This window comes from Streptomyces sp. NPDC085481 (genome assembly GCF_044541845.1).
In the GTDB taxonomy this organism is placed as follows: domain Bacteria; phylum Actinomycetota; class Actinomycetes; order Streptomycetales; family Streptomycetaceae; genus Streptomyces.
On record NZ_JBITTJ010000003.1, the window covers coordinates 28,903 to 55,331 of the forward strand.

A 26,429-nucleotide genomic window follows, 5' to 3' on the forward strand; every position below is an offset into this window, starting at 1 on the left:
GAGGAAACCTCTCATGACCCGGGACTCGATCGACCTCAACGCCGACCTCGGCGAGGGCTTCGGCCGCTGGACGCTGACCGACGACGAGCAGCTGCTCTCGGTGGTCACCAGCGCCAACGTGGCCTGCGGCTTCCACGCCGGGGACGCGGCGACCATGCGGCGCGTCTGCGAGCTGGCGGCGGAGCGAGGGGTACGGATCGGTGCCCAGGTCTCCTACCGCGACCTCGCGGGCTTCGGCCGGCGCGCCATGGACGTGCCGGCGGCGGAGCTGGCCGCCGAGGTGGCGTACCAGATCGGCGCCCTGGAGGTGTTCGCGCGCGCGGCCGGCTCCAAGGTGGCGTACGTCAAGCCGCACGGCGCGCTCTACAACCGGGTGGTGCACGACGAGGAGCAGGCGGCCGCGGTCGTCGACGGGGTGCTGCTCGCCTCGGCCGGCGGGCCCGGGGCGGGGCTGCCGGTCCTCGGGCTGCCCGGCTCGCGGCTGCACCGGGCCGCGGAGAAGGCCGGGCTGCCCGTCGTCGGCGAGGCCTTCGGCGACCGCGCCTACCGGGCCGACGGCACCCTGCTGCCACGGGGGCAGGAGGGCGCCGTGGTGACCGACCCGGCCGAGGTCGTCGAACGGTCGGTGTCCATGGCCCGGTTCGGGGTGGTGACCTCGCACTGCGGGGAGTCGGTCGCCGTACGGGCGCGCTCGCTGTGCCTGCACGGCGACACGCCCGGCGCGGTGGACCTGGCCCGGCGGGTGCGGGCGCAGCTGGAGGCTTCCGGGGCCCGGGTGGAGGCCTTCGCATGAGGGCGCGCAAGGTGTACCGGGTCGGTGAGCGCGGGCTGCTCGTCGAGCTGGTGAGCGGGGAGGCGACGGAGGCCTTCCACGCCGAGCTGCTGCGGCGCCGGGAGGCCGGCGCGCTGCCCGCCGTACGGGAGATCGTGCCGGCGGCGCGGACCGTGCTCCTGGAGGGGGTGACGGCGCCGGACCGGCTCGCGGCCGAGCTGCGCGGCTGGGACGTGCCCGCGCTCCGCGCGCGCGAGGCGGCCGCCGTGGAGGTGCCGGTGCGCTACGACGGACCGGACCTGCCCGAGGTCGCCGCCCTGTGGGGGGTGTCCGTGGAGGCGGCGGCGCGGATCCACGCGGAGGCCCGCTTCCGGGTCGCGTTCTGCGGGTTCGCGCCGGGCTTCGGCTATCTCACGGGACTCGGGCCGCGCTACGAGGTGCCGCGCCGCGCCACTCCGCGCACCGCGGTGCCGGCCGGGTCCGTGGCGCTGGCGGGCCCGTACACGGGGGTGTATCCGCGCTCCTCGCCGGGCGGCTGGCAGCTGATCGGCCGGACGGACGCGCTTCTTTGGGACCCGGCGCGCGAGCCGGCCGCCCTGCTCGCCCCCGGCACCCGGGTGCGGTTCACGGTGGCCGGCCGATGACCGATCGCGCCGTGGCCGTCGTACGGGCCGGGGCGCTGACCACCGTGCAGGACCTGGGCCGGGCCGGGTACGCGCACCTGGGCGTGCCGCGCTCGGGGGCGCTCGACCCGGGCGCGCTGCGCCTCGTCAACCGGCTGCTCGGCAACGAGGAGGGCGCCGCCGCCCTGGAGACCACGCTCACCGGGTGCGCGCTGCGGCCGCGGTGCGCGGTGAGCGTCGTCGTGGGCGGGGCGCCGTGCCCGGTGACCGTGGACGGGCGGCCCGTCGCCTGGGGCACGGCCGTACGGGTCGGGGCCGGGCAGCTCCTGGAGGTGGGCGCGGCCGTGCGCGGGCTGCGGGCGTACGTGGGGTTCGGCGGCGGCATCGCCGTCGATCCGGTGCTCGGCAGCCGCTCCACCGACCTGCTGTCCGGGCTCGGCCCGGCGCCGCTGGCGGACGGGGCGGTCCTGCCGTTGGGGACGGAGGCGGCCGTGCGGGGGTCGGTCGACGCGCCGCCGTGGCCGGGCCCGCCGGACGAACTCGTCCTGCGGGTCCGGCTCGGGCCGCGCGACGACTGGTTCACGCCCGGCGCGCTGCGGGCGCTCGCCACCCGGGCGTGGCGGGTGTCGCTGGCGAGCAACCGCATCGGGCTGCGCACCGACGGCCCCTCCCTCGATCGGGCCGTCGGCGGCGAACTGCCCAGCGAGGGAATGCCCTTGGGCGCGGTGCAGGTGCCGCCCGACGGGCGCCCGGTGGTGTTCCTCGCCGACCATCCGACGACGGGCGGCTATCCGGTGGTGGCCGTCGTCCGTGAGGCGGATCTGGCGGCCGCGGCGCAGGCCGTGCCGGGGACGGCGGTGCGGTTCGTGCCGTACGGCTGAGAAGACCGGGGCGTCCGGTCACAGGGGCGGGTGGCCGTAGCCCCCGCCGCCCGGGGTGCGGACGACGAGGACGTCGCCGGGGCCGACGTCGGTGGTGTCGACGCCGTCGAGCTGGTCGACGGTGCCGTCGGCGCGTTCGACCGTGTTGACGCCGAGCGCCCCGGGCTCGCCGCCGGCCATGCCGTAGGGCGGGACGCGGCGGTGGCCGGTGAGCAGGGCGATCGTCATGGGTTCGAGGAAGCGGATGCGGCGCTCGACGCCGTTGCCGCCGCGGCGCCGTCCGCGGCCGCCGCTGCCCTCGCGGACGGCGAAGGCGTCGACGCGGACCGGGTGGCGCCACTCCAGGATCTCGGGGTCGGTGAGCCGGGAGTTCGTCATGTGGGTCTGGACGGCGTCGGCCCCGTCGAAGTCCTCGCCGGCGCCGGAGCCGCTGGCGACCGTCTCGTAGTACTGCACACGGTCGTTGCCGAAGGTGACGTTGTTCATGGTGCCGGAGCCCTCCGCCTGGACGCCCAGGGCGGCGTAGAGGGCGCCGGTGACGGCCTGGGAGGTCTCGACGTTGCCGGCGACGGTCGCGGCGGGGTGGGCGGGGGCGAGCATCGAGCCGGGCGGGACGCGCACGTCGAGGGGTTCGAGGCAGCCGCTGTTGAGCGGGATGTCGTCGTCGACGAGGGTGCGGAAGACGTACAGGACGGCGGCCATGACCACGGAGGTGGGCGCGTTGGCGTTGCCGGGCCGCTGCGGCGAGGTGCCGGTGAAGTCGAGGACGGCCGAGCGCTGCGCGCGGTCGACGCGGACGGCGACCTCGATGACGGCGCCGTCGTCGGTCTCGTAGCGGCAGGTGCCGTCGTCGAGGCCGGCGACGATGCGGCGGACGGACTCCTCGGCGTTCGCGCGGACGTGCCGCATGTACGCGTGGACGACGTCGAGGCCGAACTGGTCGGTCGTCCTGCGCAGTTCCTCGATGCCCTTCTCGTTGGCGGCGATCTGGGCGCGCAGGTCGGCGAGGTTGGTGTCGGGGTCGCGCGAGGGGTACGGGGCGCCCGTGAGCAGGGCCCGGGTCTCCTCCTCGCGCAGCCTTCCGTCGCGGACGAGGAGCCAGTTGTCGAAGAGGACGCCCTCCTCGTCGACGGTGCGGCTGAAGGCGGGCATGGAGCCGGGGGTGATGCCGCCGATCTCGGCGTGGTGGCCGCGGGAGGCGACGAGGAAGCGCAGGGCGGTGCCGGTGTCGTCGAAGACGGGGGTGACGACGGTGACGTCGGGCAGGTGGGTGCCGCCGTGGTAGGGGTCGTTGATGGCGTAGACGTCGCCGGGGCGCAGTTCGCCGGCGTTCCGGCGCAGGACCTCCTTGATGGACTCGCCCATGGAGCCGAGGTGGACGGGGATGTGGGGGGCGTTGGCGATGAGGTTGCCCTCGGGGTCGAAGAGGGCGCAGGAGAAGTCGAGCCGCTCCTTGATGTTGACGGAGTGGGCGATGTTCTCCAGGCGGACGCCCATCTGCTCGGCGATCGCCATGAAGAGGTTGTTGAACACCTCCAGGAGGACGGGGTCGACGTCGGTGCCGACGGCCACGCGCGCGGGGCGCGGGGTGACGCGGTGCAGCAGGAGGTGGCCGCCTTCGGCGGCGGTGGCGCGCCAGCCGGCGTCGACGACGGTGGTGGCGTCGGCCTCGGCGAGGATCGCCGGCCCGGTCACGGCGTCGCCGGGGCGCAGGTCCTCGCGGCGGTGCAGGGGCGTGTCGGCGGGTTCTCCCCCGCTGTACATGGTGACGGTGGCCCGGGGCGCGAGGGCGCCCTCCCTGGTGCCTTCGGGGACGACGACGGGGCCGTGCGGTCCGGCGGTGCCGATCGCCTCCACCGAGACGGCTTCGACGACGACCGGCTTGTCCATGGTGAAGGCGTAGCGCTCGCGGTGCGCGGCTGTGAACCCGGTTTTCATCTCTTCCGCGGAAGCCAGGGGGACTTGGAGACTCGCGTCCGTGCCCGCGTAACGCAGCAGCACGCGGGCGTGGGTGGTGATCGCGCCGTCGGTCAGTCCGTCGGCGCGCAGGTCGGCGCGGGTGCGGTCGGCGAGTTCGGCGCAGAGGCGGCTGACGCGGTCGGCGGTGGCCCGGGCGTCGAGTTCGGCCTCGACGGACTGCTCGCGCATGGCGGTGGCGTCGGCGAGCCCGATCCCGTAAGCGGAAAGGACACCGGCCAGGGGCGGTACGAGGACGGTGTCGACGCCCAGCGCGTCGGCGACGGCGCAGGCGTGCTGGCCGCCGGCGCCGCCGAAGCAGGTGAGGGCGTAGCGGGTGACGTCGTGGCCGCGCTGGACGGAGATCTTCTTGACGGCGTTGGCCATGTTGAGGACGGCGATCTCCAGGAAGCCGGCCGCGACGCTTTCGGGGGTGCGGCCACCGCCGACCCTGGCGGCGAGGGCGGTGAACCGTGCGCGGACGGTGCCGGCGTCGAGCGGCTGGTCGCCGCTGTCGCCGAACACGGCCGGGAAGTGGTCCGGCTGGATCCTGCCCAGCATCACGTTGGCGTCGGTGACGGTCAGGGGGCCGCCGCGCCGGTAGCAGGCGGGGCCGGGGACGGCGCCGGCGGAGTCGGGGCCGACGCGGTAGCGCTGCCCGTCGTAATGGAGCACGGAACCGCCGCCTGCGGCGACGGTGTGGATGTTCATCATGGGGGCGCGCATCCGGACGCCCGCGACCTGTGTACCGAGTTCACGCTCGAACTCGCCCGCGTAGTGCGACACATCGGTGGAGGTGCCGCCCATGTCGAAGCCGATGACCCGGTCGAAACCGGCCTGTTCCGAGGTGCGGGCCATGCCGACGACACCACCGGCGGGCCCCGACAGGACGGCGTCCTTGCCCCGGAAGTGGGCCGCTTCGCGCAGGCCGCCGTTGGACTGCATGAACATCAGCCGGATTCCGGCGAGTTCGCGGGCGACCTCGTCGACGTAGCGGCGCAGGATGGGCGAGAGGTACGCGTCGACGACGGTGGTGTCCCCTCGGGGGACGAGTTTGATGAGCGGACTGACCTCGTGGGAGCAGCTGACCTGGGTGAAGCCGGCGGCGCGGGCGAGGTCGGCGACCCGGGTCTCGTGGGCGGGGTGGCGGTAGCCGTGCAGGAGCACGACGGCGGCGGAGCGCAGCCCGTCGCGGTGGGCGGCGGCCAGCGATGCGGCGACGGCGTCCTCGTCGAGCGGGGCGACGACGTCGCCGTGGGCGTCGACCCGTTCGGGGACCTCGATCACCCGGGCGTACACCGCCTCGGGCAGCACGATGTGACGGTCGAAGAGGCGGGGGCGGTTCTGGTAGGCGATCCGCAGGGCGTCGCGGAAGCCGGTCGTGATGAGCAGGACGGTGGGTTCGCCGCGCCGCTCCAGAAGGGCGTTGGTGGCGACGGTGGTGCCCATCTTGACCACGGCGATCCGGTCGGCGGGGACGGGCTCGTCGGGGCCGAGGCCGAGGAGGAGCCGGATGCCGGCGACGGCGGCGTCGTGGGGGCGGGCCGGGTCGTGCGAGAGCAGCTTGCGGGTGACCAGCCGGCCGTCGGGGCGGCGGCCCACGATGTCGGTGAAGGTGCCGCCCCGGTCGATCCAGAACTCCCAGCGTCCGGTCATTCCCCCATTGTGGCGGCGAGCGCGGTCGACAGGGCGTGCTCGGCGCGCGCGTCGAGCCGGTCGCCGGTGCCGGTGACGGAGTGCCGCAGTTCGGCGGCGGCGAGCAGGAGCAGCTGGGGCAGCAGGTCGTGACAGCGGCGCACGAGCCAGCCGGAGCCGGCGGTGGCGAGCCACAGCACGGCGTCCGTACGGGTGGGCGGGGGCTGCTCGGGGTCCGGCGACGGGGGTGCGCCGTGGGCGAGCCCGCGGTCCTGGAGCAGCCGGTGGAAGGCGGCCGCGATGGCCCGGTGGCCGCGCTCGCCGGGGTGCAGCCGGTCCGCGCTCCACAGCGACCGGTCCAGCGTCCAGGCGGGCCCGTCCAGGTGCAGGTGGACGGCGTCGTAGCGGCCGGACAGCGCGTGCACGACGGCGTTGACGGCCCGCTGCCGCCGCGCGAGCGGCCGGGCGAGGGGCCCGGGCAGGCCGAGCATCCGCCCGGGGTCGGGCAGACAGGCCGTCAGCAGGACGGCGCCGGAGGCGGCGAGTTCGCCGCAGACCCGGTCGAGGCTGCGGGCGAGCCGCTCGATGTCGAAGGTGCGGCGCAGGGTGTCGTTGACGCCGACGACGACGGAGGCGAGCTGCGGCTCCAGGGCGAGCGCGGCGGGCAGCTGCCGCTCGGCGACCTCCCGGCTCTGCGCGCCGCTCTCCGCCAGGTTGGTGAACGCGACCTTGTGCCCGCAGGGCCCCAGCGCCACGGCGAGCAGCGCGGCCCACCCGCGCCAGGTGCCCCCGACCCGGTCGCCGACGCCCTCGCTGAGCGAGTCCCCGAGCACCACGAACCGGGTGACCGGCGCGATCGTGCCGGGGCGCTGCCCCGGAACCGCGCCACCGGGCGCCGCCGGGCGTACGTCCGGCGCGCCCACGCCCATGCGTACGTCCGGCGCGCCCATGCCCATGCGTACGTCCTCCGAGCCCACGTCCATGCGTACATCCGGCGCGTCCGTGCGTACGTCCCCCGGTGCCGTCACCGAAGGGAGCCGGGCCGGTCCCGGGGTCATCGCAGGATCCCCTGGCGTGACCCTCCCGGGAGGGCCGACGGGCTCGCGTCGTGGGCCGCGAGGAAGGCGGCCGTGGCGCGCGGCCAGGTGAAGAGTTCGGCGCGGGCGCGGGCCGTGGCGCGGCGCGGGAGTTCGGGCTGGGCGAGGACGGTGCGGACGGCGCGGGCGAAGGCGGTGGGGTCGTCGGTGGCGCAGGCGCCCGCGTCGGCGACGACCTCGGGGAGGGCGGAGGAGGCGCTGCAGACGACGGGGGTGCCGCAGGCGAGGGCTTCGAGGGCCGAGAGGCCGAACGTTTCGGCAGGGCCGGGCGCCAGGCACACGTCCGCCGCGGCCTGGAGGTCGGCAAGGGCCTCGCGGTCGGCGACGTGGCCCAGGAAGCGGACCGGAAGGCGCTGTTCCCGCGCCCGGCGTTCCAGGGCGCCGCGCAGCGGCCCGTCCCCGGCGACGACCAGGGCGGCCCGCATCCCGTGGGCGCGCAGTTCCGCCAGGGCGTCGAGGGCGGTGCCGGGGCGTTTCTCGACGGAGAGGCGGGAACACATCAGCAGCAGCACCCGCTCGCCGTCCGCGTACCGGGCCCGCAGGGCGGTACTGCGACGGCCTGGCCGGCAGCGGCTCAGGTCGACGCCGAGCGGGGCGCGGACGACGTTGTGCGCCCCGATGCGTACGAACTCCCGCTCGGCCCACTCCGTGGTGCACACGATCCGCGAGTAGGCCCACGCGGTGCGGCGGTTGAGCCGGTCGGCCGCGCGGGCGGCGGCGGCCGCGGGGACGCCCCAGGTGCGCAGCACGCCGTCGGCCGTCTCGTGGGAGACCATCACGGACGGCACGCGGGCCCGCCGCGCCCACTCCCCCGTCCACCGCAGCGTGGTCCGGTCGGAGACCTCCAGGCGGTCGGGGGCGAGCTCCTCCAGGAGCCGGCGCAGGCGGCGCCGGTCGGCGAGGACGCGGTAGCCGCCGGTGCCGGGGAGCGCCGGCCCCGGCAGGGTGACGACCCGGCCCTGCGCGGTCTCCTGGTCGCTCGCCACGTCGCCGGGGACGACGAGGACGGGTCGGTGTCCGGCGGCGCGGTAGCCGCGGCCGAGCTGGTCGAGGGCGGTGCGCAGCCCGCCGGAGGTCGGGGTGACGAAGTTGGCCAGGCGGACGATCGTCAGCGACGGTCCGCTCGTGCCGCCACCGCGGCCCGCTCGTGCGCCGCCCGGGGCGGGCCCTGCGGGGGCGCGGTGGCGGATGACGGTCATGCCGCCACCGCCGTGCGCTCGCGCAGCACTTCGCGATAGTGGTCGATCAGTTCGTCGCCGACGGCCGCCCAGGTCCGCCGTTCGACGGCGGCCCGTCCGGCTCTGCCGTACGCGTCGCGCAGCGCCGGCGCGGCGGTGAGCGAGGCGACGGCCTCGCTCAGGGCGTCGGGGTCGTCGGGCGGTACGAGCAGTCCGGTGCGCCGGTGGTCGACGAGGTCGAGGGGGCCGCCGGCGGCCGGGGCGACCACGGGCACGCCGCTGGCCATGGCCTCCTGGACGGTCTGGCAGAAGGTTTCGTAGGGGCCGGTGTGGGCGAACACGTCGAGCGAGGCGAAGATCCGGGCGAGGTCGGTGCCGGTGCGGCGGCCGAGGAAGACGGCGCCGGGCAGGGCGGCGCGCAGCCCCGGTTCGCTGGGGCCGTCGCCGACGACCACGACCCGCGCGCCGGGCAGCGCCGCGACCCCGGCGAGCAGGTCGACGTGCTTCTCGGGGGCGAGCCGCCCGACGTAGCCGACGATCGTCTCGCCGCCGGGGGCGAGGGCGCGGCGCAGCTCCTCGTCGCGCAGTGCGGGCCGGAAGCGTTCGGTGTCGACCCCGCGCCGCCAGAGCCGTATCCGGCCGATGCCGTGTGCCTCCAGGTCGCGTACGGCGGCGGTGGAGGGGGCGAGGGTGCGGTCGGCGGCGCCGTGCACGGCGCGCAGCCGGCGCCAGGCGGCGGACTCGCCGGCGCCCATGTACGTACGGGCGTATCCGGCGAGGTCGGTCTGGTAGACGGCGACGGCGGGCAGTCCGAGCCGGGCGGCGGCGGTCATGCCGCGCACGCCGAGGACGAAGGGGCTCGCCAGGTGGACGATGTCGGCGCGGTGGGCGGTGATGGCGGCGGCGACCCGGCGGCTGGGCAGGGCGACGCGTACCTGCGGATAGCCGGGCAGGGGCAGGGACGGTACGCGCACGACGGGGCAGGGCGCGTCGGCGTCCGGGCCCGGCGGGGTGCTTCCGGGGACCGCGGGGGCGACGACGAGGGGGTCGTGGCCGCGGCGGACGAGGTGGAGGGCGGTCTGCTGGGCGCAGTGGGCCACACCGTTGACGTCGGGCGGGAAGGACTCGGTGACGATGACGACACGCATACGGGTGTTCTCGTCGCGTCCGGCGTGTCCCCGTCAAAGTGGATCTGGACGGCCGGAAAACGTCCCATGAGCGTTTGCCTCGCGTTCCGGCCGGTCGGCCGGGGTACGGGGGGTGGTCCGTGGTGGCCACCCCCCGTACGACTTCCAGGTCCGGTCGCGCCGGTCAGACCTGAAGGCCGCGAAGGTCGTGAGGGTCAGACCGGGAGGTCGAGATCCGGCCCTATCCGGTTGCGTACGGCCGTCTGGACCTCCGCCTCCTCGGCGGGGTCGGCGGCGAGCCGGCGCAGGCGTTCGGCGACGCGTACGTCTCCGGTCTCGGCGTGGAGGGCGGCGAGCTCGCGGGTGGTCTCCTCGCAGTCCCACAGGCATTCGACGGCGAAGCCGCTGGCGAAGCCGGCGTCGGTGGCGGCGAGGGCCCGGGCGGTGCGGCCGCGGAGCTGGGAGGAGGCGGTCTCGCGGTAGACGTGGCGCAGGACCGGGGCGGCGCAGGCGATGCCGAGGCGGCCGGCGCCGTCCACGAGGGGGTACAGGGCGGCCGCGTCGGGGCCCTGGGCGCGGACGCTCTCGCGGAGGGCGCCGAGGACGAGGGGGGAGTCCTGGGGGCCGCCGCGGAAGGCGAGCATGCCGGCCGACGCGGCGCCGAGCGCGTCGGGGCGGTGGATCCAGCCGCGGGCGCGGTCGACGGCGGCTTCGCCGCACATCCGCTCGAAGGCGGCGACGGCGGCCTCGGCGACCGTACGGGAGCCCTCGCCCGCGGCTCGTTCGACGAGGTCGAGGGCGGCGGGGTCCTGGGACTCGGCGAGGTAGTGCAGGGCGGCGCAGCGGGCGCCGTCGGGGCCGCCGGCGGCGGTGGCGAGGATCAGGTCGCGGTCCTCGGGTCCGGCCACGGCGACCAGGCACCGGGCGGCGGGCAGGTGCAGTTCGGTGCCGCGCTCCAGGCCCTCCTGGGCCCAGTCGAGGACGGCCTGCACGCTCCAGCCGGGCCGGGGTCCGGTGGGGCGCAGCTGGCGCTGCCAGCGGTCGAAGGAGCCCTGTTCGCGGGCGGCCGTGATGCGGGCGCCGACGGCGGGCCGCGGGTCCTCGGCCCACAGCCGCCAGGGCCGTGGTTCGAAGGCGTCGCGGACGGCGGCGGCGAGCTCGGCCTCGCCCTCGGCGGTGGCCGGGAAGCGGGCGAGCACGGGCAGGGCGAGGGTGCGCAGGCCCGCGTCGTCGTCGCGGAGCGCGAGCTCGTCCAGGGCCCAGGCCCAGTTGGCCCCGCCGGCGGCGTACCGGCGCAGGAGCAGCAGGGCGTCGTGGCGTCCGTAGGAGGCGAGGTGCCCGAGGACGGCGAGCGCGAGCCCGGTCCTGCCCTCCTCGGTGTCGAGGTGGTCCTCGGCGCCGAAGAGATGGGCCTCGATCTCCTGCAGACCGCCGTGGAGGTCCAGGTAGAGACGGGCGTAGTAAAGGGAGCGGTTCTCGACCTGCCAGTCGTGGCGGGGGTCGTCGAGAACGCAGTGGTTGAGGGCCGCGAGGGCCTCGGCACGTGGCGCGGCAAGCGCGTGCAGGGTGCCGTCGCCGCGGCCTCTCTGCAGCAGGCCGAGCAGGGTGCCGCTCGGCGCTATGACTGGATCGAACATGGAAGACGCCTCACATCAAGCTGTCGACACGACCGGGGGAAATCCGGGGTGAACCGGGTCAGGCTGTTCGCCTAGGCCGTGCGGCAACATGTCGGGCCGCCCGTCGTCCTGCGCTTGCCAGTGATCATCTTCCTCTGCCTCTCGTCGGTGGCCCCCTGTGGGCCCGACGTCATGATGACCCACCCATTTCGCCACCGCGACCACATTTACGACGCCGCTCTCACCTGGCGTTCAGCCGGTGTTCACCGGGCTCCGAAGAGCTCCAGGAGTTCCGTCTTCCCGAACATCCGAGCAGTATCCACGGCGGACGGAGTCCCTGCTTCCGGATTTGCCCCGCCCGCCATGAGGGCGCGGACGACGGCGTCCTCGCCCTTGAAGACGGCACCGGCGAGCGGGGTCTGGCCGCGGTCGTTGGCGCGGTCGGCGTCGGCGCCGCGCTCGAGGAGGGCGGTGACCGCGCCGGCGTGGCCGTGGTAGGCGGCGAGCATGACGAGCGAGTCGCCCCGGTCGTTGGTGAGGTTCGCCGGGACGCCGGCGTCGACGTAGGCGGCGAGGGCCGCGGCGTCCCCGGTACGGGCCAGGTCGAAGACCTTGGCGGCCAGCTCGACGACCTCGGGGTCCGGGGTCTCGTTCTCGCTCATCCTTCACAACCACCTTTCGTGCCTGTTTTCACCGACTTGTCACCCGCGCACGCCAAGCGCGGCCGTACGAGTGAATCGACAGGGTACTGCCCGTCGGTCGACATGAGGGGGCGTGTCCGCGGCAAGGATCAGCGCAGCTCACCCCGGGTCGGTACTACCGCACCGCGCGTTTTTCGCCACCCGGGGAGGCGCGCCTGTACCGCCAGTCAAGTGAAATCAACGGTAATTCACCCGTATGCACCTTTAGTCACATAGATACTTGCTGTGAACCTGGAAGGACTCATGGTGACTGTCCCCTCAACCAGGAGAACACCTCATGATCCTGTCCATCTCAGGCGTCGTCCTGCTCGGCATCATCTGCTTCCTGTTCTTCAAGAAGGACGGCATGAAGGCGTCGCACGCCCTCGTCAGCGCGCTCTTCGGCTTCTACCTCGCGGGCACCGCGATCGCCCCCAGCATCACCGCGGGCGGCCAGAGCCTCGCCAGCCTTCTGGGCGGGATCAAGTTCTGACGCCCCTCAACCCCTTCCACCACTCCAGGAGTACGACGTGGCCCGGCGACCACTCCCCCGCATTCTGAGCAGCGGCAGCGCACAGTTCGCTCGCAGCCGAGAGATCGCGCGCACGGCCGCCGACAGCGCCACCGACGTGCTCCATCCGCTGATCACCATCTCGCGTGGTCTGCGGAGGCTGGCCGCGACCGCGCGCGCCAAGTGGGCCGCGACCCCCAAGGAGCGGCGCGGTCCCACGCTGTTCCTGGTCGCGGCCTGCCTCCTCGTCGTCGCCCTCGTGCCGTACGGACCGCTGCTCGCCCTCGTCACGGTGATGGGCTCGGCCGCCTGGCAGGGACGTGAGCGCCCGGTCGTCAAGACCGGGCCCGACGACACGGAGATCGCCCGGCTCAAGGGCCTCTACGAGGCACTGGTGCCGTACCTCTCGCTCCCCGACGACCCGGAGCCGCTCTTCACGCACGGCGGGGACTTCAGCGCCGCCTTCGCGGACTACGCGTTCGACGAGGACGGCCGCCCGACCCGGCTGACGATCTCCTACCCCCCGTACTTCACCGACGGCGAGCCCGCCGCACGGGCCCGCATCGAGCAGCTGCTGCACGCCAAGTCGGGCCGCGGCCGCGAGTACCTCTTCGACTGGGACGAGGAGGGCAACCGGCTCACCATGCACGTGCTGCCCGCCCTGCCCACCACCATCGCCGCCCAGCGCTTCGTCACCGTGCCGGGCGAGACCGTGCTCGGCTTCACCGACGCCGACGCGGTGCAGCGCACCGTGCCCGTCCAGGCCTCCGACGGCACCGAGGACGCCCCCGCCGTCGTCTGGCGCACCGGCCCCCGCTCCACCGAGCCGCACCTGCTGGCCGTCGGCCAGCCCGGCAGCGGCACCACCTCCCTGCTCCGCTCGGTCGCGCTCCAGGCCCTCCCCCACGGCGACGTCCTGGTGATCGAGGGCAGCGGGACCGGCGAGTACGCGTGCCTCGCCGGCCGGGACGGGGTGCTCGCCGTCGAATGCGGGCTCGCGGGCGCGCTGGCGAGCCTGGAGTGGGCGGCGCACGAGACCGAACGGCGGCTCATCGCCGCGAACCGGGCCCGCCAGTCCGGCCACCCGGCGCCCGAGGACACCCGGCGCCCGCTGTGGATCCTGCTCGACCGGCCGAGCATGCTCGGCCATCTGGCCGCCGCCGACGGCCGCCCCGACCCGCAGGACCTGCTCCAGGTGCCGCTGCGCCACGGGCGCGCGGCGCAGGTCACCGTCGTGGTGGCCGAACAGTTCGACAGCGTGGACGGGCTCGGCGAGACGGTACGCACGCACACCCGGGCCCGGGTCGTGCTCGGGCCCGGGTCCCCCGAGCAGATCGCCGCGGTCCTGGGCACCCGGCCGCACACCACCCCGGTGCCCGAGGTGCCGCCCGGCCGCGGCTACGCGCGCCTGGGGACCGGCCCCGTACTGCGCCTCCAGGTGCCGGCGACGCCCGACCCGTACGACGAGGCGACCAGCGCGGCGCACCGGCAGGCCGTCCTCGAGCTGCTGCCGGTACGGCAGACGGCGAACAGCGAGGCGATCGAGACGGCCCCCGGCTCCGCCCCGGCCCCGGAGGCCGGCACGGCCGCGACCCAGCCGGCCCGCCGCGCCGAACCGGGCCACGGCACGGCCACGCTCCCGGCACCGGTGCCCGCGGAGGGCTGAGCCCCGCGACGAGACGTACGCGAGGGCGGCCGCACCCCGGTGGGTGCGGCCGCCCTCGCGTACGTCTCGCGTCGTGTGGCGCTCTCCTGCGCCACGACGCCCTGACGGTCCTGCGCCACGACGCCCGAACGGTCCTACGCCACGAACGACCGGGGCCCCTCGACCCCCGCGCCGGCGCCCGACTCCACCAGGCGGGCCGCGGCGGCCAGGCGCGCGGCGGCCTCGTCGGCGACCGGGCCGCCGACCGTGAAGGGCAGCCGCACGTACCCCTCGAAGGCGCCGTCCACACCGAACCGCGGACCCGACGGCACCCGGACGCCGACCCGCTCGCCGACCTCCGCGAGGCGCGAGCCCGACAGGCCGCCGGTGCGCACCCACAGCGTCAGACCGCCGCGCGGCACTTCGAACTCCCAGTCCGGCAGCTCCCTGCGCACCGCCGTGACCAGGGCGTCGCGGTTCTCGCGGGCCTGGTTCCTGCGCAGCTCCACGGCCTCCTCCCAGCCGCCCGTGCGCATCAGCCAGTTGACGCCCAGCTGCTCCAGGACCGGCGTGCCGAGGTCCGCGTAGGCGCGGGCCGCGACAAGGGAGCGGATCACGTCGGGCGAGGCCCGCACCCAGCCGATCCGCATGCCCGCCCAGAACGCCTTGCTCGCCGAGCCGACGGTGACGACCGTGGCACCGGCCGGATCGAAGGCGCAGACCCGCCGCGGCATGTCGATGTCCTCGTCGAGGAACAGCTCGGTCATCGTCTCGTCGACCACGAGGACCGTGCCGGCCGAGCGGGCCGCCTCCACGAGCCCGCGCCGCTGGTCCTCGTCGGCGAGGGCGCCGGTGGGGTTGTGGAAGTCGGCGACCACGTACGCGAGACGGGGCGCAGCGTCCCGGAGCACCTGGCGCCAGCGGCCCAGGTCCCAGCCGCCGAGGCCCTCGGACATGGCGACCGGGACGAGCCGGGCGCCCGCCTCCCGCATGAGCTGGAGGATGTTGGCGTAGGACGGGGACTCGACGGCGATCCGCTCGCCACGGCCGGCGAAGAGGTGGCAGATGGCGTCGATGGCGCCCATGGCGCCGGTGGTGACCATGATCTGCTCGGGCATGGTGGGGATGCCGCGCTCCGTGTACCGGTCGGCGAGCATCTGCCGCAGCGCGGGCAGCCCGGCCGGATAGTCGCCGTGGGTGTGGGCGTACGGCGGGAGCTCCTCCAGAGCGCCCTGGATGCCCCGGGTGAGCCAGGGCTCGGGCGCGGGCAGCGCCGCGCAGCCCAGGTCGATCATGGAGCCGAGGGACTCCGGGGGCAGCGGCTCCAGGCCGCGGGCGGGCAGCGGGTTTCCGGCCGGGACGGCGGTCCAGCTGCCGGCGCCGCGCCGGGACTCCAGGAAGCCCTCGGTGCGCAGCGCCTCGTAGGCGGCGGCGACGGTGGTGCGGCTGACGGTGAGGGCGACGGCCAGCTCGCGTTCGGCGGGCAGCCGGGCGGCGACCGGGACCCGGCCCTCCAGGACGAGGAGGCGGATGCCGTCGGCGAGGGCGCGGTAGGCGGGCGGCTTGCGGGCGCCGGGAGCGGTGGGCCGGGCCTGCTGGGCCTGGATCTGGCGGGCGAGCTGAGCCGGCCCCACCGCCGAAGTCCACTGGGCCATGGAAATCAGTCCACCTTCCGCGAATTGGCCATGGTTGGCGCGTGTTCCCCCGCCACAGAGTGTCATGAGCCAGTCCACCCTCACCACCCAGGTCACCACTCAGGGGGCAATCCCGTGTCCATCGCCTCCGGCCTCCGCGGCCGGCATCTCACCCGCCGGCTCGTCCAGCTCTACGCCGGTCTCACGCTGTACGGGATCAGCTCGGCGCTCCTCGTACGCGGCGGGCTCGGGCTTGAACCCTGGGGTGTCCTGCACCAGGGGCTGGCCGAGAAGACGGGGCTGACCATCGGCGTCGTGTCGATCATCGTCGGGGCGGTCGTGCTGCTGCTGTGGATCCCGATCCGGCAGCGGCCAGGGCTCGGGACCGTCTCCAACGTCTTCGCCATCGGCCTCGCCATGGACGGCACGCTCGCGCTGGTGCCGGAGACGGACGGGCTGCCCGCCGGTATCGGCCTGCTGGTGCTCGGCATCGTGCTCAATGGAGTGGCGACCGGCCTGTACATCGCGGCCCGCCTCGGCCCCGGCCCGCGCGACGGCCTGATGACCGGGCTGCACCGGCTGACCGGGCGGTCGATCCGGCTGGTCCGTACGGCGATCGAGATCGCGGTGGTCGCCACCGGCTTCCTGCTCGGCGGCTCGGTCGGCGTCGGCACGGTGCTCTACGCCCTGGCGATCGGCCCCCTGGCGCAGTTCTTCCTGCGCCTGTTCGCCATCCCGGAATCGGATTCTGGATCCAATCCGGAGACGTCCGAGGCCGCGGCGGAATCGGATCCTGGATCCAATCCGGTCGCCCTGGAGCTGGATCCCGGATCCGATCCCGTCGCCCTTGAGCTGGATCACGGATCCGATCCGGTCGCCTCCGGGACACCCGCACACGCCATACTGCGGCGGTGACTCGCGTACGCCACCCCTACCTGGACCACCCGGCGCCCCTCCCCTTCGCCCACCGCGGCGGAACTGCGGACGGCCTGGAGAACACCGCGGCCGCGTTCCGGCGCGCCTCCGCGGCCGGATACCGCTACTTCGAGACCGACGTGCACACGACCGCGGACGGCGTGCTGGTCGCCTTCCACGACGCGACCCTCGACCGCGTGACGGACACCGCCGGCCGGATCCGGGACCTGCCCTGGGCTGCGGTCCGGGAGGCCCGGGTGGCCGGCATGGAGCCGCTGCCGCTCTTCGAGGAGCTCCTGGAGGAGTTCCCCGAGGCCCGCTGGAACGTGGACCTGAAGACCGAGACCTCGCTCGAGCCCCTGGTGGACCTGATCGCCCGCACCGGCGCCTGGGACCGGATCTGCGTGGGCTCCTTCACGGAGGGCCGGGTGGCCAGGGCCCAGCGTCTCGCCGGTCCCCGGCTGGCCACCTCGTTCGGTGTGAAGGGCGTCCTCGGCCTCCGGCTGCGCTCGCTCGGCATCCCCGCGGCGCTGCGCGCGGGCGCGGTGGCCGCCCAGGTACCCGAGCGGCAGGCCGGCATCCCGGTCGTGGACCGGCGCTTCGTGCGCGAGGCGCACGCGCGCGGTCTCCAGGTGCACGTGTGGACGGTCAACGAGGCCTCCCGGATGCACGCCCTCCTGGACCTTGGCGTGGATGGCATCATGACCGATCATCTGGAGACGCTGCGCGGTGTCCTGACCGACCGGGGAATGTGGGTCTGAGCGCGCGTACCCACCACGGGGACGAACGAGGGGGGCGTGGGCCGTGACAGCCGACACCACCGATCCGGAAGGCCTTGCCGCCGATCCGGCCGAACGCCGGCGCGAACAGCGCGGCTGGTATTTCTACGACTTCGCGTGCTCGGTCTACTCGACGAGCGTGCTGACCGTGTTCCTCGGTCCGTATCTGACCTCGGTCGCCAAGGCAGCGGCGGACCCGGAGGGGTTCGTCCACCCGCTGGGCGTGCCGGTGCGCGCCGGGTCGCTCTTCGCGTACGCCGTGTCCGCCTCGATCGTCGTCGCGGTCCTGGCGATGCCGCTGGTGGGCGCGGTGGCGGACCGTACGGGGCGCAAGAAGCCGCTGCTCGCGGCGTCGGCGTACCTGGGCGCCGCAGCCACGACGGGGATGTTCTTCCTCCAGGGCGAGCGCTATCTCCTCGGCGCTTTCCTGCTGATCGTGGCGAACGCCTCGCTGTCGGTGTCGATGGTGCTCTACAACGCGTATCTGCCGCAGATCGCCGAGCCCGAGGAGCGGGACACGGTCTCCTCGCGGGGCTGGGCCTTCGGCTACACCTCGGGGGCGCTGGTCCTCGTTCTGAACCTGGTCGTGTACTCGGGCCACGACTCCTTCGGTCTGTCGGAGGGGACGGCGGTTCGCATCTGCCTGGCCTCGGCCGGTCTGTGGTGGGGCGCCTTCACGCTGGTGCCGCTGCGCCGGCTGCGCGACCGGCGGATCGAGGAGGCCGGCGGCGGGCCGGCGGCGGCTGAGGGCGCGGTCGGCGGGGGCTGGCAGCAGCTGACGTCCACGCTGCGGGACATGCGGCGCCATCCGCTGACGCTGTCGTTCCTGCTCGCGTATCTGATCTACAACGACGGCGTGCAGACGGTGATCTCCCAGGCCTCGATCTACGGCTCGGAGGAGCTGGGGCTCGATCAGACCACGCTGATCACCGCGGTGCTCCTGGTGCAGGTGCTGGCCGTCGCGGGGGCGCTGGGCATGGGTCGGATGGCCCGGTCGTACGGGGCGAAGCGGACGATCCTGGGCTCGCTAGCGGTGTGGACGGTGATCCTGGCGGCGGGGTACTTCCTGCCGGCGAACCAGCCGGTGTTCTTCTTCTGCCTGGCGGCGGCGATCGGTCTGGTGCTGGGCGGCAGTCAGGCGCTGTCGCGCTCGCTGTTCTCGCATCTGGTGCCGCGCGGCAAGGAGGCGGAGTACTTCTCGGCGTACGAGATGAGCGACCGGGGGCTGAGCTGGCTGGGGCCGTTGGTGTTCGGTCTCGCGTATCAGCTGACCGGAAGCTATCGAGATGCCATCATCTCTCTGGTGATCTTCTTCGCTGTCGGGTTCGTCCTGCTCGCGAGGGTGCCGGTCCGGCGCGCTGTGGCCGCCGCCGGCAACCCCGTTCCAGGCCGAATTTAGACGCGGAAGTGAAAGGCCGGTAGTGTACGCCTTTGGCCTGCCAGGCGGACCGTTACTGCGTGCTGACTTGGTGAAGACGTTAGGTGACATCTGCTGTCAGATGTGACAAAACGGGCACTGGTGGGTACAAAAAGGGGCGGCACGACGGGCGACGCATGACCCGGAACGGGAATCTTTACCGCCGACCGGACGTTGACCGGATGACGACGACAGCGACACCTGTCCTGTGGGCGACAAGCCCGGGAGGCACGATTCATGAGTGAGCGAGCTCTTCGCGGCACGCGCCTCGTGGTGACCAGCTACGAGACCGACCGCGGCATCGATCTGGCCCCGCGCCAGGCCGTGGAGTACGCATGCGAGAAGGGCCATCGTTTTGAGATGCCCTTCTCGGTAGAAGCGGAAATTCCGCCGGAGTGGGAGTGCAAGGTCTGCGGAAGCCAGGCGCTTCTTGTGGACGGAGACGGCCCCGAGGAGAAGAAGGGCAAGCCGGCGCGTACGCACTGGGACATGCTCATGGAGCGGCGTACCCGCGAGGAGCTGGAGGAGGTGCTGGCCGAGCGGCTGGCGGTCCTTCGGTCAGGCGCCATGAACATCGCCGTGCATCCGCGCGACAGCCGGAAGTCCGCCTGACGGACGACCGCACGGCCTGACAGAGCAACGCCGCGGGGCCCGGTACACGAATCGTGTACCGGGCCCCGCGGCGTTCGCGTGCGTACGAAGCGAGTGCGTACGAACCGCCTCCCGCTCAGGGCGTCAGGGGCGGGCGCGGGCCCTGCGGCTGCTGCGCCCCCTGGGGCGCTTCCTCGCGGATGACCTCACCCTGCACGACCTTCCCGTCCGGCCGGTGCATGCGGGCCTGCTGGAAGGCGTCCTGGATCGATCCCGGCGGCGCGGCGGCCATCCGGCGCTCCGCGGTCTTCTCCGCGTACCGCCCGAGCGCCGAGCGCACCGGCGGGATCAGCAGCAGCAGTCCGGCCGCGTCCGAGATCAGCCCGGGGACCATCAGGAGCACTCCGCCGAGCATCAGGAAACCGTTGCGGTCCTCGGCGCCGACCCGGTCGGCCTCCGTGGGCACCGCGCCCGTGCGCGCCGCCTCCTGGGCCTTCTGGAAGGTGCCGGTGAGGTTGGCGAAGGCGCGCCGGCCCGCACGCTTGATCACGGCGGCGCCGAGCACGGCACCGCCGAGGAGCAGCAGGAAGACGGTGAGACCGCCGGTCGCGTTCGCCACGACGGTCAGCAGCCAGATCTCCAGGACCAGCCAGACGGCGAAGGCCAGCGGGAGGAACGTACGCGCGCGGGAGCGCTTGGGGGCGAGGGGAGGCGTTGCGCCGGTCGTCATGCACCCCAGTGTGCCTGGCGGCCGGCAGGAACGTCGTAAAGGAGGGATCAGTGCCGGGCAGTGCCGCCGGCGGTCAGGACGGCTTGCGGCCGAGCCGCCTGCCGACCTTCTGTGCCCGGGCGCTCAGGCCCCAGCCGGTGACCCGCCAGAGTGCCTCGACGAGGATGTCGCGGCTCATCTTGGAGTCGCCGATCTCCCGCTCGACGAAGGTGATGGGCACCTCGACGACGTGGAAGCCGGCGGCGACGGCGCGGCGGGCGAGGTCGACCTGGAAGCAGTAGCCGGCCGAAGCGACGTCGTCGAGGCCGAGGCCCAGCAGGGTCTCCTTGCGGAAGGCCCGGTAGCCGCCGGTGACGTCGCGGATCGGGACGTCGAGCATGACGCGGGAGTAGAGGCTGCCGCCGCGGGAGATGAACTCGCGGGACTTGGGCCAGTTCACGATCCGGCCGCCGGGCACCCAGCGGGAGCCGAGCACCAGGTCCGCGCCCTTGAGGGCGGTGAGCAGCCGGGGCAGCTCCTCGGGCTGGTGGGAGCCGTCGGCGTCCATCTCGACGAGGACGTCGTAGCCGTTGTCCATGCCCCAGCGGAAGCCGGCGAGGTAGGCGGCGCCGAGCCCCTCCTTGCCCTTGCGGTGCAGGACGTGGACATGATCGTCCTCGGCGGAGATCTCGTCGGCGAACTTGCCCGTGCCGTCGGGGCTGTTGTCGTCGGCGACGAGGATGTGCGCGTCGGGTACGGACTCCCGCACCCGCGCGACGATCGGCTTGATGTTCTCCGCCTCGTTGTACGTGGGGATGATCACCAAGGCCTTGCCGAGCGGGCCGTAACGCCTCTGGCCACCGTCGTTCACTACTGCCCCTTCGGATACATACGCGAACCCCCACCATAGCGAGCTCGGCGCACGAGATGCGGGATCGGGGCCCGGCGTCCTTCGGGCCGACCCGGGACCCGCTGGCTGCGGGTCGACCGAGGCCGTTGTCTACTGAACGTCCGGGCCCCACCCGGGTCGCACCCTCCGCCGGAAAAACCTTCCCTCGCCCCCGAGGCGCGGGCGGCGTTCGGTGCCTGCGTGGAGGTTTGCGACCGGTCGGACGTCCTTGGTGGACGTGCCGAACCTACCGGCCCGTGGCCGTCGGCTGTCAACACCCGTTTGACCTGCGGCGATGAACCACCCATGCAGGTCGGGGGGGAAGATCCGCAGGTCGAGGGCGAGCGCGGGGAAAGCCGGGCGGCGGTACGAAATGTCCGTACGTCACTCGTTCGGCCGGACGAACACGGTCTGCCCGAAGACGACGGTGCGCAGGCAGACGGGAAGATCACGCCCGGGGGACAGATCGGGCAGACCGGGCGTTCCGGAGCGCGGGTCGGTCGACCAGCGGGCCACCCGGTCGTCGGGCGCCTGGACCACGAGCTCGCCGGTGCGCCAGATCGCGTAGTCGGCCGGCGCGCCGGGCACCAGGGTGCCGGCGTCGTCGCGGCCGACGGCGCGCCAGCCGCCGCGGGTGTGCGCGGTGAAGGCGGCGCGGACCGAGATCCGGTGCTCGGGTGTGCGGTGGAAGGCGGCGGCGCGGACGGTCCCCCACGGGTCGAGCGGGGTGACCGGGCTGTCCGAACCGAAGGCGAGCGGGACGCCGGCGCGCAGCAGGGCGGCGTACGGGTTGAGGGTGCGGGCCCGCTCGGCGCCGAGCCGGTCGGCGTACATGCCGTCCTCGCCGCCCCAGTACGCGTCGAACGCCGGCTGTACGGAGGCGGTCAGGCCCAGTTCGGCGAAGGCGGCGATCGACTCGGAGGTGAGCATCTCGGCGTGTTCGACGCGGTGGCGGGCGGCCCGGATCCGGGCGAGGCCGAGCTTCTCCGAGGCGGCCCGGACGCCCTCGACGACCGCGTCGACGGCGGCGTCGCCGATGGCGTGGAAGCCGGCCTGGAGGCCTGCCTCGGTGCAGGCGACGACATGGGCGGCGACGGCGGCCGCGTCGAGGTGGGCGACTCCGGCGCCGGCGTGGTCGGCGTAGGACTCGTGGAGGCAGGCGGTGTGGGAGCCGAGGGAGCCGTCGGCGAAGAGGTCGCCGGCCGCGCCGAGGGCACCGAGCGCGCGGGCCCGGTCGACGTCGAGGTCGGCCCAGTAGCCGACGATCCGGGGGCCGGGCTCGCTGCGGGCGAGGTCGAGCAGGCCGGTGAAGTCCTCTTCGGACGAGATCTGGGGGCCGCCGCACTCGTGCAGGGTGCCGATGCCGAGGGAGGCGGCGTGCTCGCGGGCGGCGCGCTGGGCCTCGGTGCGCTGGCGCGGGGAGAGCGCGGCGTAGGCGGCGGCGCGGACGGCGTGGTGGGCGTCGCCGGTGAGGGGCTGTCCGTCGTGGAAGCCGTCGAGGGCGCGGACGCCGGGCACGAGGTCGAGCAGGGCGGTGGTGACGACGGCCGAGTGGACGTCGATCCGGGTGAGGTAGAGCGGGCGGCCGCCGGTGAGTTCGTCGAGTTCGTCGCGGGTCAGCGGCCGGCGCTCGGGCCAGCGGGCGGCGTCCCAGCCGTGGCCGATGAGGATGCGGTCGGCGGGGCGGGCGGCCGCGTGGGCGCGGATCCGGTCGGCCGCGTCGGCGAGCGAGGTGGCGGCGGACAGGTCGAGGCCGGTGAGGGCGAGACCGGTGGCGGTGGTGTGCACATGGGCGTCGACGAAGGCGGGGGTGACGAGCGCGCCTTCGAGGTCGACCACCTCGTCCACGCCGGAGGCGAACGCGTCGGCGGCGCCTTCGGAGCCCACCCAGGCGACGTGTCCGCGCTCCACCACCATGGCGGTGGCGAAGGGGTCTGCGGGGCTGTGGACTTCTCCGCCGCGCAACAGCACGGTGCGGTGTTCGTACGCGCTCATGCGACCAGGCTAGGACCTGCGGCGACCCGGTTTGTCCAGGGGGCGCCGCAGGCGTCCTGGCGGACGTCCTGGACGCGGGGCGGACGCGCCCTAGACGCGGGGCGGACGCGCCTCGTACGGGGTGGACAGGACGACGGTGGTGCGGCTGGAGACATGCGCCTGGGAGCGGATGCGGCTGAGCAGGTGCTCAAGCTCCAGGGGGGTGGCGACGCGCACCTTGAGGATGTAGTTCTCCTCCCCCGCGACGCTGTGGCAGGCCTCGATCTCGGGGATGTCGGCGAGCCGGTCCGGGGTGTCGTCGGGGGCGCTGGGGTCGAAGGGTTTCACCGAGATGAAGGCGGTGAGCGGCAGGCCGACGGCCTCCGGGTCGACGACCGCGGCATAGCCGCGGATGACTCCGCGCTGCTCCAGGCGGCGGACGCGCTGATGTACGGCCGAGGTGGACAGGCCGGTGGCCTTGCCCAGGTCGGTGTAGCTCATGCGCCCGTCCTTGACGAGCAACTCGACGATCTGACGATCCAGCTCCTCCATGCGGTGACCCTATTGCCCCGAAGGGGCTGGGGCACAGTCGGGGGCGGCGCAAATGCCTGGCTATGGGCATCCACGGGGCACCTGCGACGGGCATGTGACGAACACCACAGGTTCTGGCGGGGGTCGGGCGCGACCTCACGGTTATGCGGGGGGCCGCATGGGAATTGCTTGCTGTGGTCGAGGCCACTCAGATCCGGCCGACCCGTCCGAGGGGGAGATCTCCATGCAGGAGCCTGTTGATTCCGTCGACACGTCCGACGAGCTCGACGCGTACGACACCTTTGAGATGTACCGGGTGATCTGCCCGGACTGCGACCAGCCGATCGCGCTGCTCGCGGACGAGGACGAGCTGCCGGAGCACGCGCTGTGCCCGACGCCGTGGAACCCCTTCGTGCTCACGGTCTGCTCGGGTACGGGCCTGCCGGCCGCCGAGGCCCCGCCCGCGGACGAGTCCCTGGAGGTCCAGGAGCAGGACACCGCCCTGCTCCTGACGCTGCCCCAGGGCCTCGACTGGAGGACGCAGCCGTTCTCGCACGTCGGCGGTCCGGGCTCGCGTCCGATCAAGCCGGTCCCGCTGCGCCGCGCGGCCTGAAGGCGGGCGGCTCGGCCCCCAGCCGTCCGGCGGCCGGCAGTCCGGCCGCCGGCAGTCCGGACGCCAGCGGTCCGCCCGCCGGCGGTTCGTCCGTCACCAGTAGCGCCCCTGCACCATCGCCGCGAGCGTGGCGTGGTGCAGGATCAGGCTGTCCGGATCGCGCGGCACCTCGACCTCGCCGAAGTGCGCCTGGCGGTAGGCGATCCTGAGCATCACGATCGCGTGCCGCAGGGCGGCGTAGAGGGTGTGGAACTCCATGTCGCGCGGGGTGTGTCCGGTGAGTTCGGCGTAGCGCCGCTCGATGGCGTCGCGGCGCAGGAAGTCCGGGAGTCCCGGCTGGCCGAAGCCGACCGTCAGATCCTGGAAGAAGCGGTGCAGATAGACCGTCCAGCCGAGGTCGACCTCGCGCGGGGCGAAGGCCGCCATCTCCCAGTCGAGGACGGCGGCGGGCGCGAATCCGTCGTAGACGATGTTCCCGATTCGGGCGTCGCCCCAGTTGAGGACGGCCGGGCCCTCCTCGGCGGGCCAGTGGGCCTCCAGCCAGTCGAAGGCCGACTCGATCAGCGGCGAGGGGGCGAGGCCGCCCACCACCCAGGTGTAATAGGCGCGTTGGGCGTCGACATGGCGGCGCAGCGGGCTGCCCGGTCCGTCCGGGAGCAGGAACTCCGCCTCCTTGGCGGGGAACTGCTCGTGCAGCCGGGCGAGGACGGCGACCGACTCGGCCTCCAGGTGGGCGCGTTCGGCGTCCGTGGCGGCGTGCAGCCAGTTCCCCTCGTACGTGTAGGGCATGACGTCCGGCGGTACGCGGCCCTCGGCGCGGGCCATCACGAAGAACGGCGCGCCGAGGGGGCCGGGGTCCTCCTCCAGCCACAGCACCCGGGGCACGGGCACGTCGGTGTGCTCGCCGACCAGCCGCATCACGCGGTGCTGGCGGGCCATGTCGTACACGGGGAAGACGGTGTACGCGGCGGGGTCGGCGGCCAGCCTGAGCGCGCAGCCGCGGACCGGGGCGTCCGGGTGGTCGAGGTCGAAGAGCAGGGTCTCGCTGGACATGCCGTTGGAGCCGGGGACGGCGAGGTCGCCGACCCTGGCCCCGGGCAGTCGCCCGTCGAGCCAGGCGGTGAGCCGCCGGCCCAGCTCCTCGGGGTCCCGGGTGGTGGTACGGGGGCGGGGCGCGGTGGCCATCGGGACTCCTTTACGGGGCGGTCGCGGAGTAGTCGGCGAAGCCGCTGGGGTCGTGGCGGCCGAAGGAGCCGTGCTCGAAGATGCCGTAACCGGTGCGGCCTTCGAGGGTGAAGCGGGCGGCGTGGTCGGTGACGCCGAAGGCGGCCATGGGGTGGGCGGCCGGGTCGGAGAGGTCGTAGACGCGGCGGTCGGTCCAGTCGCGGCCCTGCCAGCTGCCGTGCTGCCAGTCGGTGGCGGGCGGGTAGCCGGCGCCGACGGCGAGCGGGGAGGAGGCGAGGATCTCGACACCGATCTCCAGGGGCTTGCCGGAGGGGTCGGCGAGGTGGACGACGGCGCGTTCGGGGTCGCGGGTGCCGGAGCGGTAGGTGATGTCGGTGCGGGGCCAGCCGAGTTGGGTGTCGCGTCGGCCGTCGCGGACGAGGACGGCCTCGTTGAGGGTGCGGTAGCCGTCGGCGTCCTCCTGGGCGATGACCATGAGGAAGCGGTCCTCGAAACGCATGGGTATCCAGAGCCAGTGGAAGCCCTCGGGCCGGAACTCCTCGGCGCGGCCCGGCTCCTCGCCGGGCAGCGGGCGCACGCCCCAGCTGCGGTCCCGGGTGCCGGTCCACTCCCCCGCGGTGACGGTGAACTCCTCGCCCCCGGCGCGGATGGTGCCGGTGGCGTGGCCGGCCTGGACGAAGCGGCGGCCCTCCAGGGTGAGGCGGTCGCCGCGGCGCTGGGTGTGGTGGGGTTCCCAGACGGCGGGGAAGTCGCCGGTCCAGGTGAGGTCGAAGGAGAGCCCGTCGGGGTCGGCGGGGTCGGGGGCGCAGTTCAGCCCGAGCCGCCGGAGGGGTTCGTCGACGGTGATCCGCAGCGGGCCGACGGAGAGGTTCATCCGGTCGTCGCCGAGGGCGTCGGAGGCGCGGACGGCGTGCAGCCGGTCGCCGCTGCGCAGGGTCGCGTAGGCGTCGACGACCCCGGCGTTGGGGTAGACGCCGAGACCGGCGATGAGCAGGGCGCGGCCGGTGTGGTCGAAGACGTGGAAGATGCACCGGTCGTACGCGTTCCGGTCGCCGCTGACGTGGTGCTTCATGGAGAGCGGTGCCTGGTGCACGGGGTATTCGTCGAGCGGCACGGGCCGGTCGTCTGACACGTGTGACCTCCTGGTCGGCGAGTGTCGGCGAGCGAGAAGTGACGGTACGTCAGAAACCTGGGCGGGGACCAGAGTCGTGCACGTGCGACCCACTCGGGAACGGCCCCGGGGGCCCGCTCGGGACAGCCCCGCGAACCGCCGGAGACCGCCCCGTGCACGCGTTCGGAGACCGCCCCGCGGACGCGCTCGGGGACCGCCCCCGTGCACCCGCTCGGACACCGACCCGTGCACGCGCTCGGGAACCCCGGCAACCCACGCGTGGACCACCCGCGTGCACGCGCTCGGGAACCCTGGCGACCCGCTCGAGAACCGGACCCGGGAACCCAGCCGGCGACCCCG

At 74.1% G+C, this 26,429-nt stretch carries 23 protein-coding genes; 10 read left to right on the top strand and 13 right to left on the bottom strand.

Annotated elements, in window-relative coordinates; genetic code table 11:
• Positions 1-13: 13 nt before the first annotated feature.
• The 3 genes from ACIGEZ_RS08905 to ACIGEZ_RS08915 are packed head-to-tail and all read left to right on the top strand — an operon-like array spanning position 14 to position 2,276.
• Positions 14-793: a LamB/YcsF family protein gene (locus ACIGEZ_RS08905; RefSeq protein WP_399827683.1), complete on the top strand. Its 780-nt coding sequence runs from the start codon at positions 14-16 to the stop codon at positions 791-793.
• Positions 790-1,416, top strand: coding sequence for an allophanate hydrolase subunit 1 (locus ACIGEZ_RS08910; RefSeq protein ID WP_399827686.1), 627 nt, complete (start codon positions 790-792; stop codon positions 1,414-1,416). Before ACIGEZ_RS08905 ends, ACIGEZ_RS08910 begins: the two co-directional genes overlap by 4 nt.
• The gene (locus tag ACIGEZ_RS08915; protein ID WP_399827689.1) at positions 1,413-2,276 is read left to right on the top strand and encodes a biotin-dependent carboxyltransferase family protein; all 864 of its coding nucleotides are present in this window, start codon (positions 1,413-1,415) and stop codon (positions 2,274-2,276) included. Before ACIGEZ_RS08910 ends, ACIGEZ_RS08915 begins: the two co-directional genes overlap by 4 nt.
• An 18-nt stretch (positions 2,277-2,294) precedes the next feature.
• Here the strand turns inward: ACIGEZ_RS08915 and ACIGEZ_RS08920 are convergent, their stop codons facing one another.
• The 6 genes from ACIGEZ_RS08920 to ACIGEZ_RS08945 all read right to left on the bottom strand — a co-directional run bounded on the left by ACIGEZ_RS08920 (position 2,295) and on the right by ACIGEZ_RS08945 (position 11,547).
• Positions 2,295-5,888, bottom strand: coding sequence for a hydantoinase B/oxoprolinase family protein (locus ACIGEZ_RS08920; protein ID WP_399827692.1), 3,594 nt, complete (start codon positions 5,886-5,888; stop codon positions 2,295-2,297).
• Positions 5,885-6,925 (bottom strand): SGNH/GDSL hydrolase family protein, encoded by a 1,041-nt coding sequence (locus tag ACIGEZ_RS08925; RefSeq protein ID WP_399827694.1) that lies wholly within the window; start codon positions 6,923-6,925, stop codon positions 5,885-5,887. Before ACIGEZ_RS08925 ends, ACIGEZ_RS08920 begins: the two co-directional genes overlap by 4 nt.
• Complete coding sequence (locus ACIGEZ_RS08930) at positions 6,922-8,163, bottom strand: glycosyltransferase (protein ID WP_399827697.1); 1,242 nt, start codon at positions 8,161-8,163, stop codon at positions 6,922-6,924. The genes ACIGEZ_RS08925 and ACIGEZ_RS08930 overlap by 4 nt, the downstream gene beginning before the upstream one ends.
• On the bottom strand, positions 8,160-9,290 hold the full coding sequence (locus tag ACIGEZ_RS08935) for a glycosyltransferase family 4 protein (RefSeq protein ID WP_399827699.1): 1,131 nt from the start codon (positions 9,288-9,290) through the stop codon (positions 8,160-8,162). The genes ACIGEZ_RS08930 and ACIGEZ_RS08935 overlap by 4 nt, the downstream gene beginning before the upstream one ends.
• A gap of 194 nt (positions 9,291-9,484) precedes the next feature.
• Positions 9,485-10,906 (bottom strand): HEAT repeat domain-containing protein, encoded by a 1,422-nt coding sequence (locus tag ACIGEZ_RS08940; protein WP_399827702.1) that lies wholly within the window; start codon positions 10,904-10,906, stop codon positions 9,485-9,487.
• Between the two features lie 242 nt (positions 10,907-11,148).
• Entirely contained in the window at positions 11,149-11,547 is a 399-nt protein-coding gene (locus ACIGEZ_RS08945; RefSeq protein ID WP_399827705.1) for an ankyrin repeat domain-containing protein, read from the bottom strand.
• A gap of 316 nt (positions 11,548-11,863) precedes the next feature.
• Between ACIGEZ_RS08945 and ACIGEZ_RS08950 the strand changes: the two genes are divergently transcribed.
• Both ACIGEZ_RS08950 and ACIGEZ_RS08955 read left to right on the top strand, forming a co-directional pair.
• Positions 11,864-12,058 carry a hypothetical protein gene (locus tag ACIGEZ_RS08950; protein ID WP_046907412.1) on the top strand — a complete coding sequence of 65 codons (195 nt, stop codon included), beginning with the start codon at positions 11,864-11,866 and terminating at the stop codon, positions 12,056-12,058.
• Positions 12,059-12,095: 37 nt separating this feature from the next.
• Positions 12,096-13,742 carry a hypothetical protein gene (locus ACIGEZ_RS08955; protein ID WP_399827707.1) on the top strand — a complete coding sequence of 549 codons (1,647 nt, stop codon included), beginning with the start codon at positions 12,096-12,098 and terminating at the stop codon, positions 13,740-13,742.
• Between the two features lie 134 nt (positions 13,743-13,876).
• On the opposite strand, the gene ACIGEZ_RS08960 is transcribed toward ACIGEZ_RS08955, so the two are convergent.
• Positions 13,877-15,376 (bottom strand): PLP-dependent aminotransferase family protein, encoded by a 1,500-nt coding sequence (locus ACIGEZ_RS08960; RefSeq protein WP_399827710.1) that lies wholly within the window; start codon positions 15,374-15,376, stop codon positions 13,877-13,879.
• 114 nt (positions 15,377-15,490) lie between these two features.
• Between ACIGEZ_RS08960 and ACIGEZ_RS08965 the strand changes: the two genes are divergently transcribed.
• The 4 genes from ACIGEZ_RS08965 to ACIGEZ_RS08980 all read left to right on the top strand — a co-directional run bounded on the left by ACIGEZ_RS08965 (position 15,491) and on the right by ACIGEZ_RS08980 (position 19,078).
• Positions 15,491-16,270, top strand: a complete 780-nt coding sequence (locus ACIGEZ_RS08965) for a YitT family protein (RefSeq protein WP_399827713.1) — start codon at positions 15,491-15,493, stop codon at positions 16,268-16,270.
• On the top strand, positions 16,267-17,031 hold the full coding sequence (locus ACIGEZ_RS08970) for a glycerophosphodiester phosphodiesterase family protein (protein WP_399827716.1): 765 nt from the start codon (positions 16,267-16,269) through the stop codon (positions 17,029-17,031). Before ACIGEZ_RS08965 ends, ACIGEZ_RS08970 begins: the two co-directional genes overlap by 4 nt.
• 43 nt (positions 17,032-17,074) lie before the next feature.
• Positions 17,075-18,448, top strand: coding sequence for an MFS transporter (locus tag ACIGEZ_RS08975; protein ID WP_399827719.1), 1,374 nt, complete (start codon positions 17,075-17,077; stop codon positions 18,446-18,448).
• A 255-nt stretch (positions 18,449-18,703) separates the two neighbouring features.
• Positions 18,704-19,078 carry an RNA polymerase-binding protein RbpA gene (locus tag ACIGEZ_RS08980; RefSeq protein ID WP_026278069.1) on the top strand — a complete coding sequence of 125 codons (375 nt, stop codon included), beginning with the start codon at positions 18,704-18,706 and terminating at the stop codon, positions 19,076-19,078.
• A gap of 115 nt (positions 19,079-19,193) precedes the next feature.
• Here the strand turns inward: ACIGEZ_RS08980 and fxsA are convergent, their stop codons facing one another.
• The 4 genes from fxsA to ACIGEZ_RS09000 form a co-directional block, all read right to left on the bottom strand.
• Entirely contained in the window at positions 19,194-19,787 is a 594-nt protein-coding gene (gene fxsA, locus ACIGEZ_RS08985; RefSeq protein WP_399827721.1) for an FxsA family membrane protein, read from the bottom strand.
• Between the two features lie 73 nt (positions 19,788-19,860).
• Complete coding sequence (locus tag ACIGEZ_RS08990; protein WP_399827723.1) at positions 19,861-20,637, bottom strand: polyprenol monophosphomannose synthase; 777 nt, start codon at positions 20,635-20,637, stop codon at positions 19,861-19,863.
• 402 nt (positions 20,638-21,039) lie between these two features.
• Positions 21,040-22,650: an amidohydrolase gene (locus ACIGEZ_RS08995; RefSeq protein ID WP_399827725.1), complete on the bottom strand. Its 1,611-nt coding sequence runs from the start codon at positions 22,648-22,650 to the stop codon at positions 21,040-21,042.
• A 90-nt stretch (positions 22,651-22,740) separates the two neighbouring features.
• Positions 22,741-23,181 (bottom strand): Lrp/AsnC family transcriptional regulator, encoded by a 441-nt coding sequence (locus tag ACIGEZ_RS09000; RefSeq protein ID WP_382548111.1) that lies wholly within the window; start codon positions 23,179-23,181, stop codon positions 22,741-22,743.
• A gap of 223 nt (positions 23,182-23,404) precedes the next feature.
• Between ACIGEZ_RS09000 and ACIGEZ_RS09005 the strand changes: the two genes are divergently transcribed.
• Positions 23,405-23,773 carry a hypothetical protein gene (locus tag ACIGEZ_RS09005; protein ID WP_399827728.1) on the top strand — a complete coding sequence of 123 codons (369 nt, stop codon included), beginning with the start codon at positions 23,405-23,407 and terminating at the stop codon, positions 23,771-23,773.
• Positions 23,774-23,866: 93 nt separating this feature from the next.
• On the opposite strand, the gene ACIGEZ_RS09010 is transcribed toward ACIGEZ_RS09005, so the two are convergent.
• Positions 23,867-24,958, bottom strand: coding sequence for a phosphotransferase family protein (locus ACIGEZ_RS09010; RefSeq protein ID WP_399827730.1), 1,092 nt, complete (start codon positions 24,956-24,958; stop codon positions 23,867-23,869).
• A 10-nt stretch (positions 24,959-24,968) separates the two neighbouring features.
• On the bottom strand, positions 24,969-26,090 hold the full coding sequence (locus tag ACIGEZ_RS09015; RefSeq protein ID WP_399827733.1) for a hypothetical protein: 1,122 nt from the start codon (positions 26,088-26,090) through the stop codon (positions 24,969-24,971).
• Between the last annotated feature and the right edge of the window lie 339 nt (positions 26,091-26,429).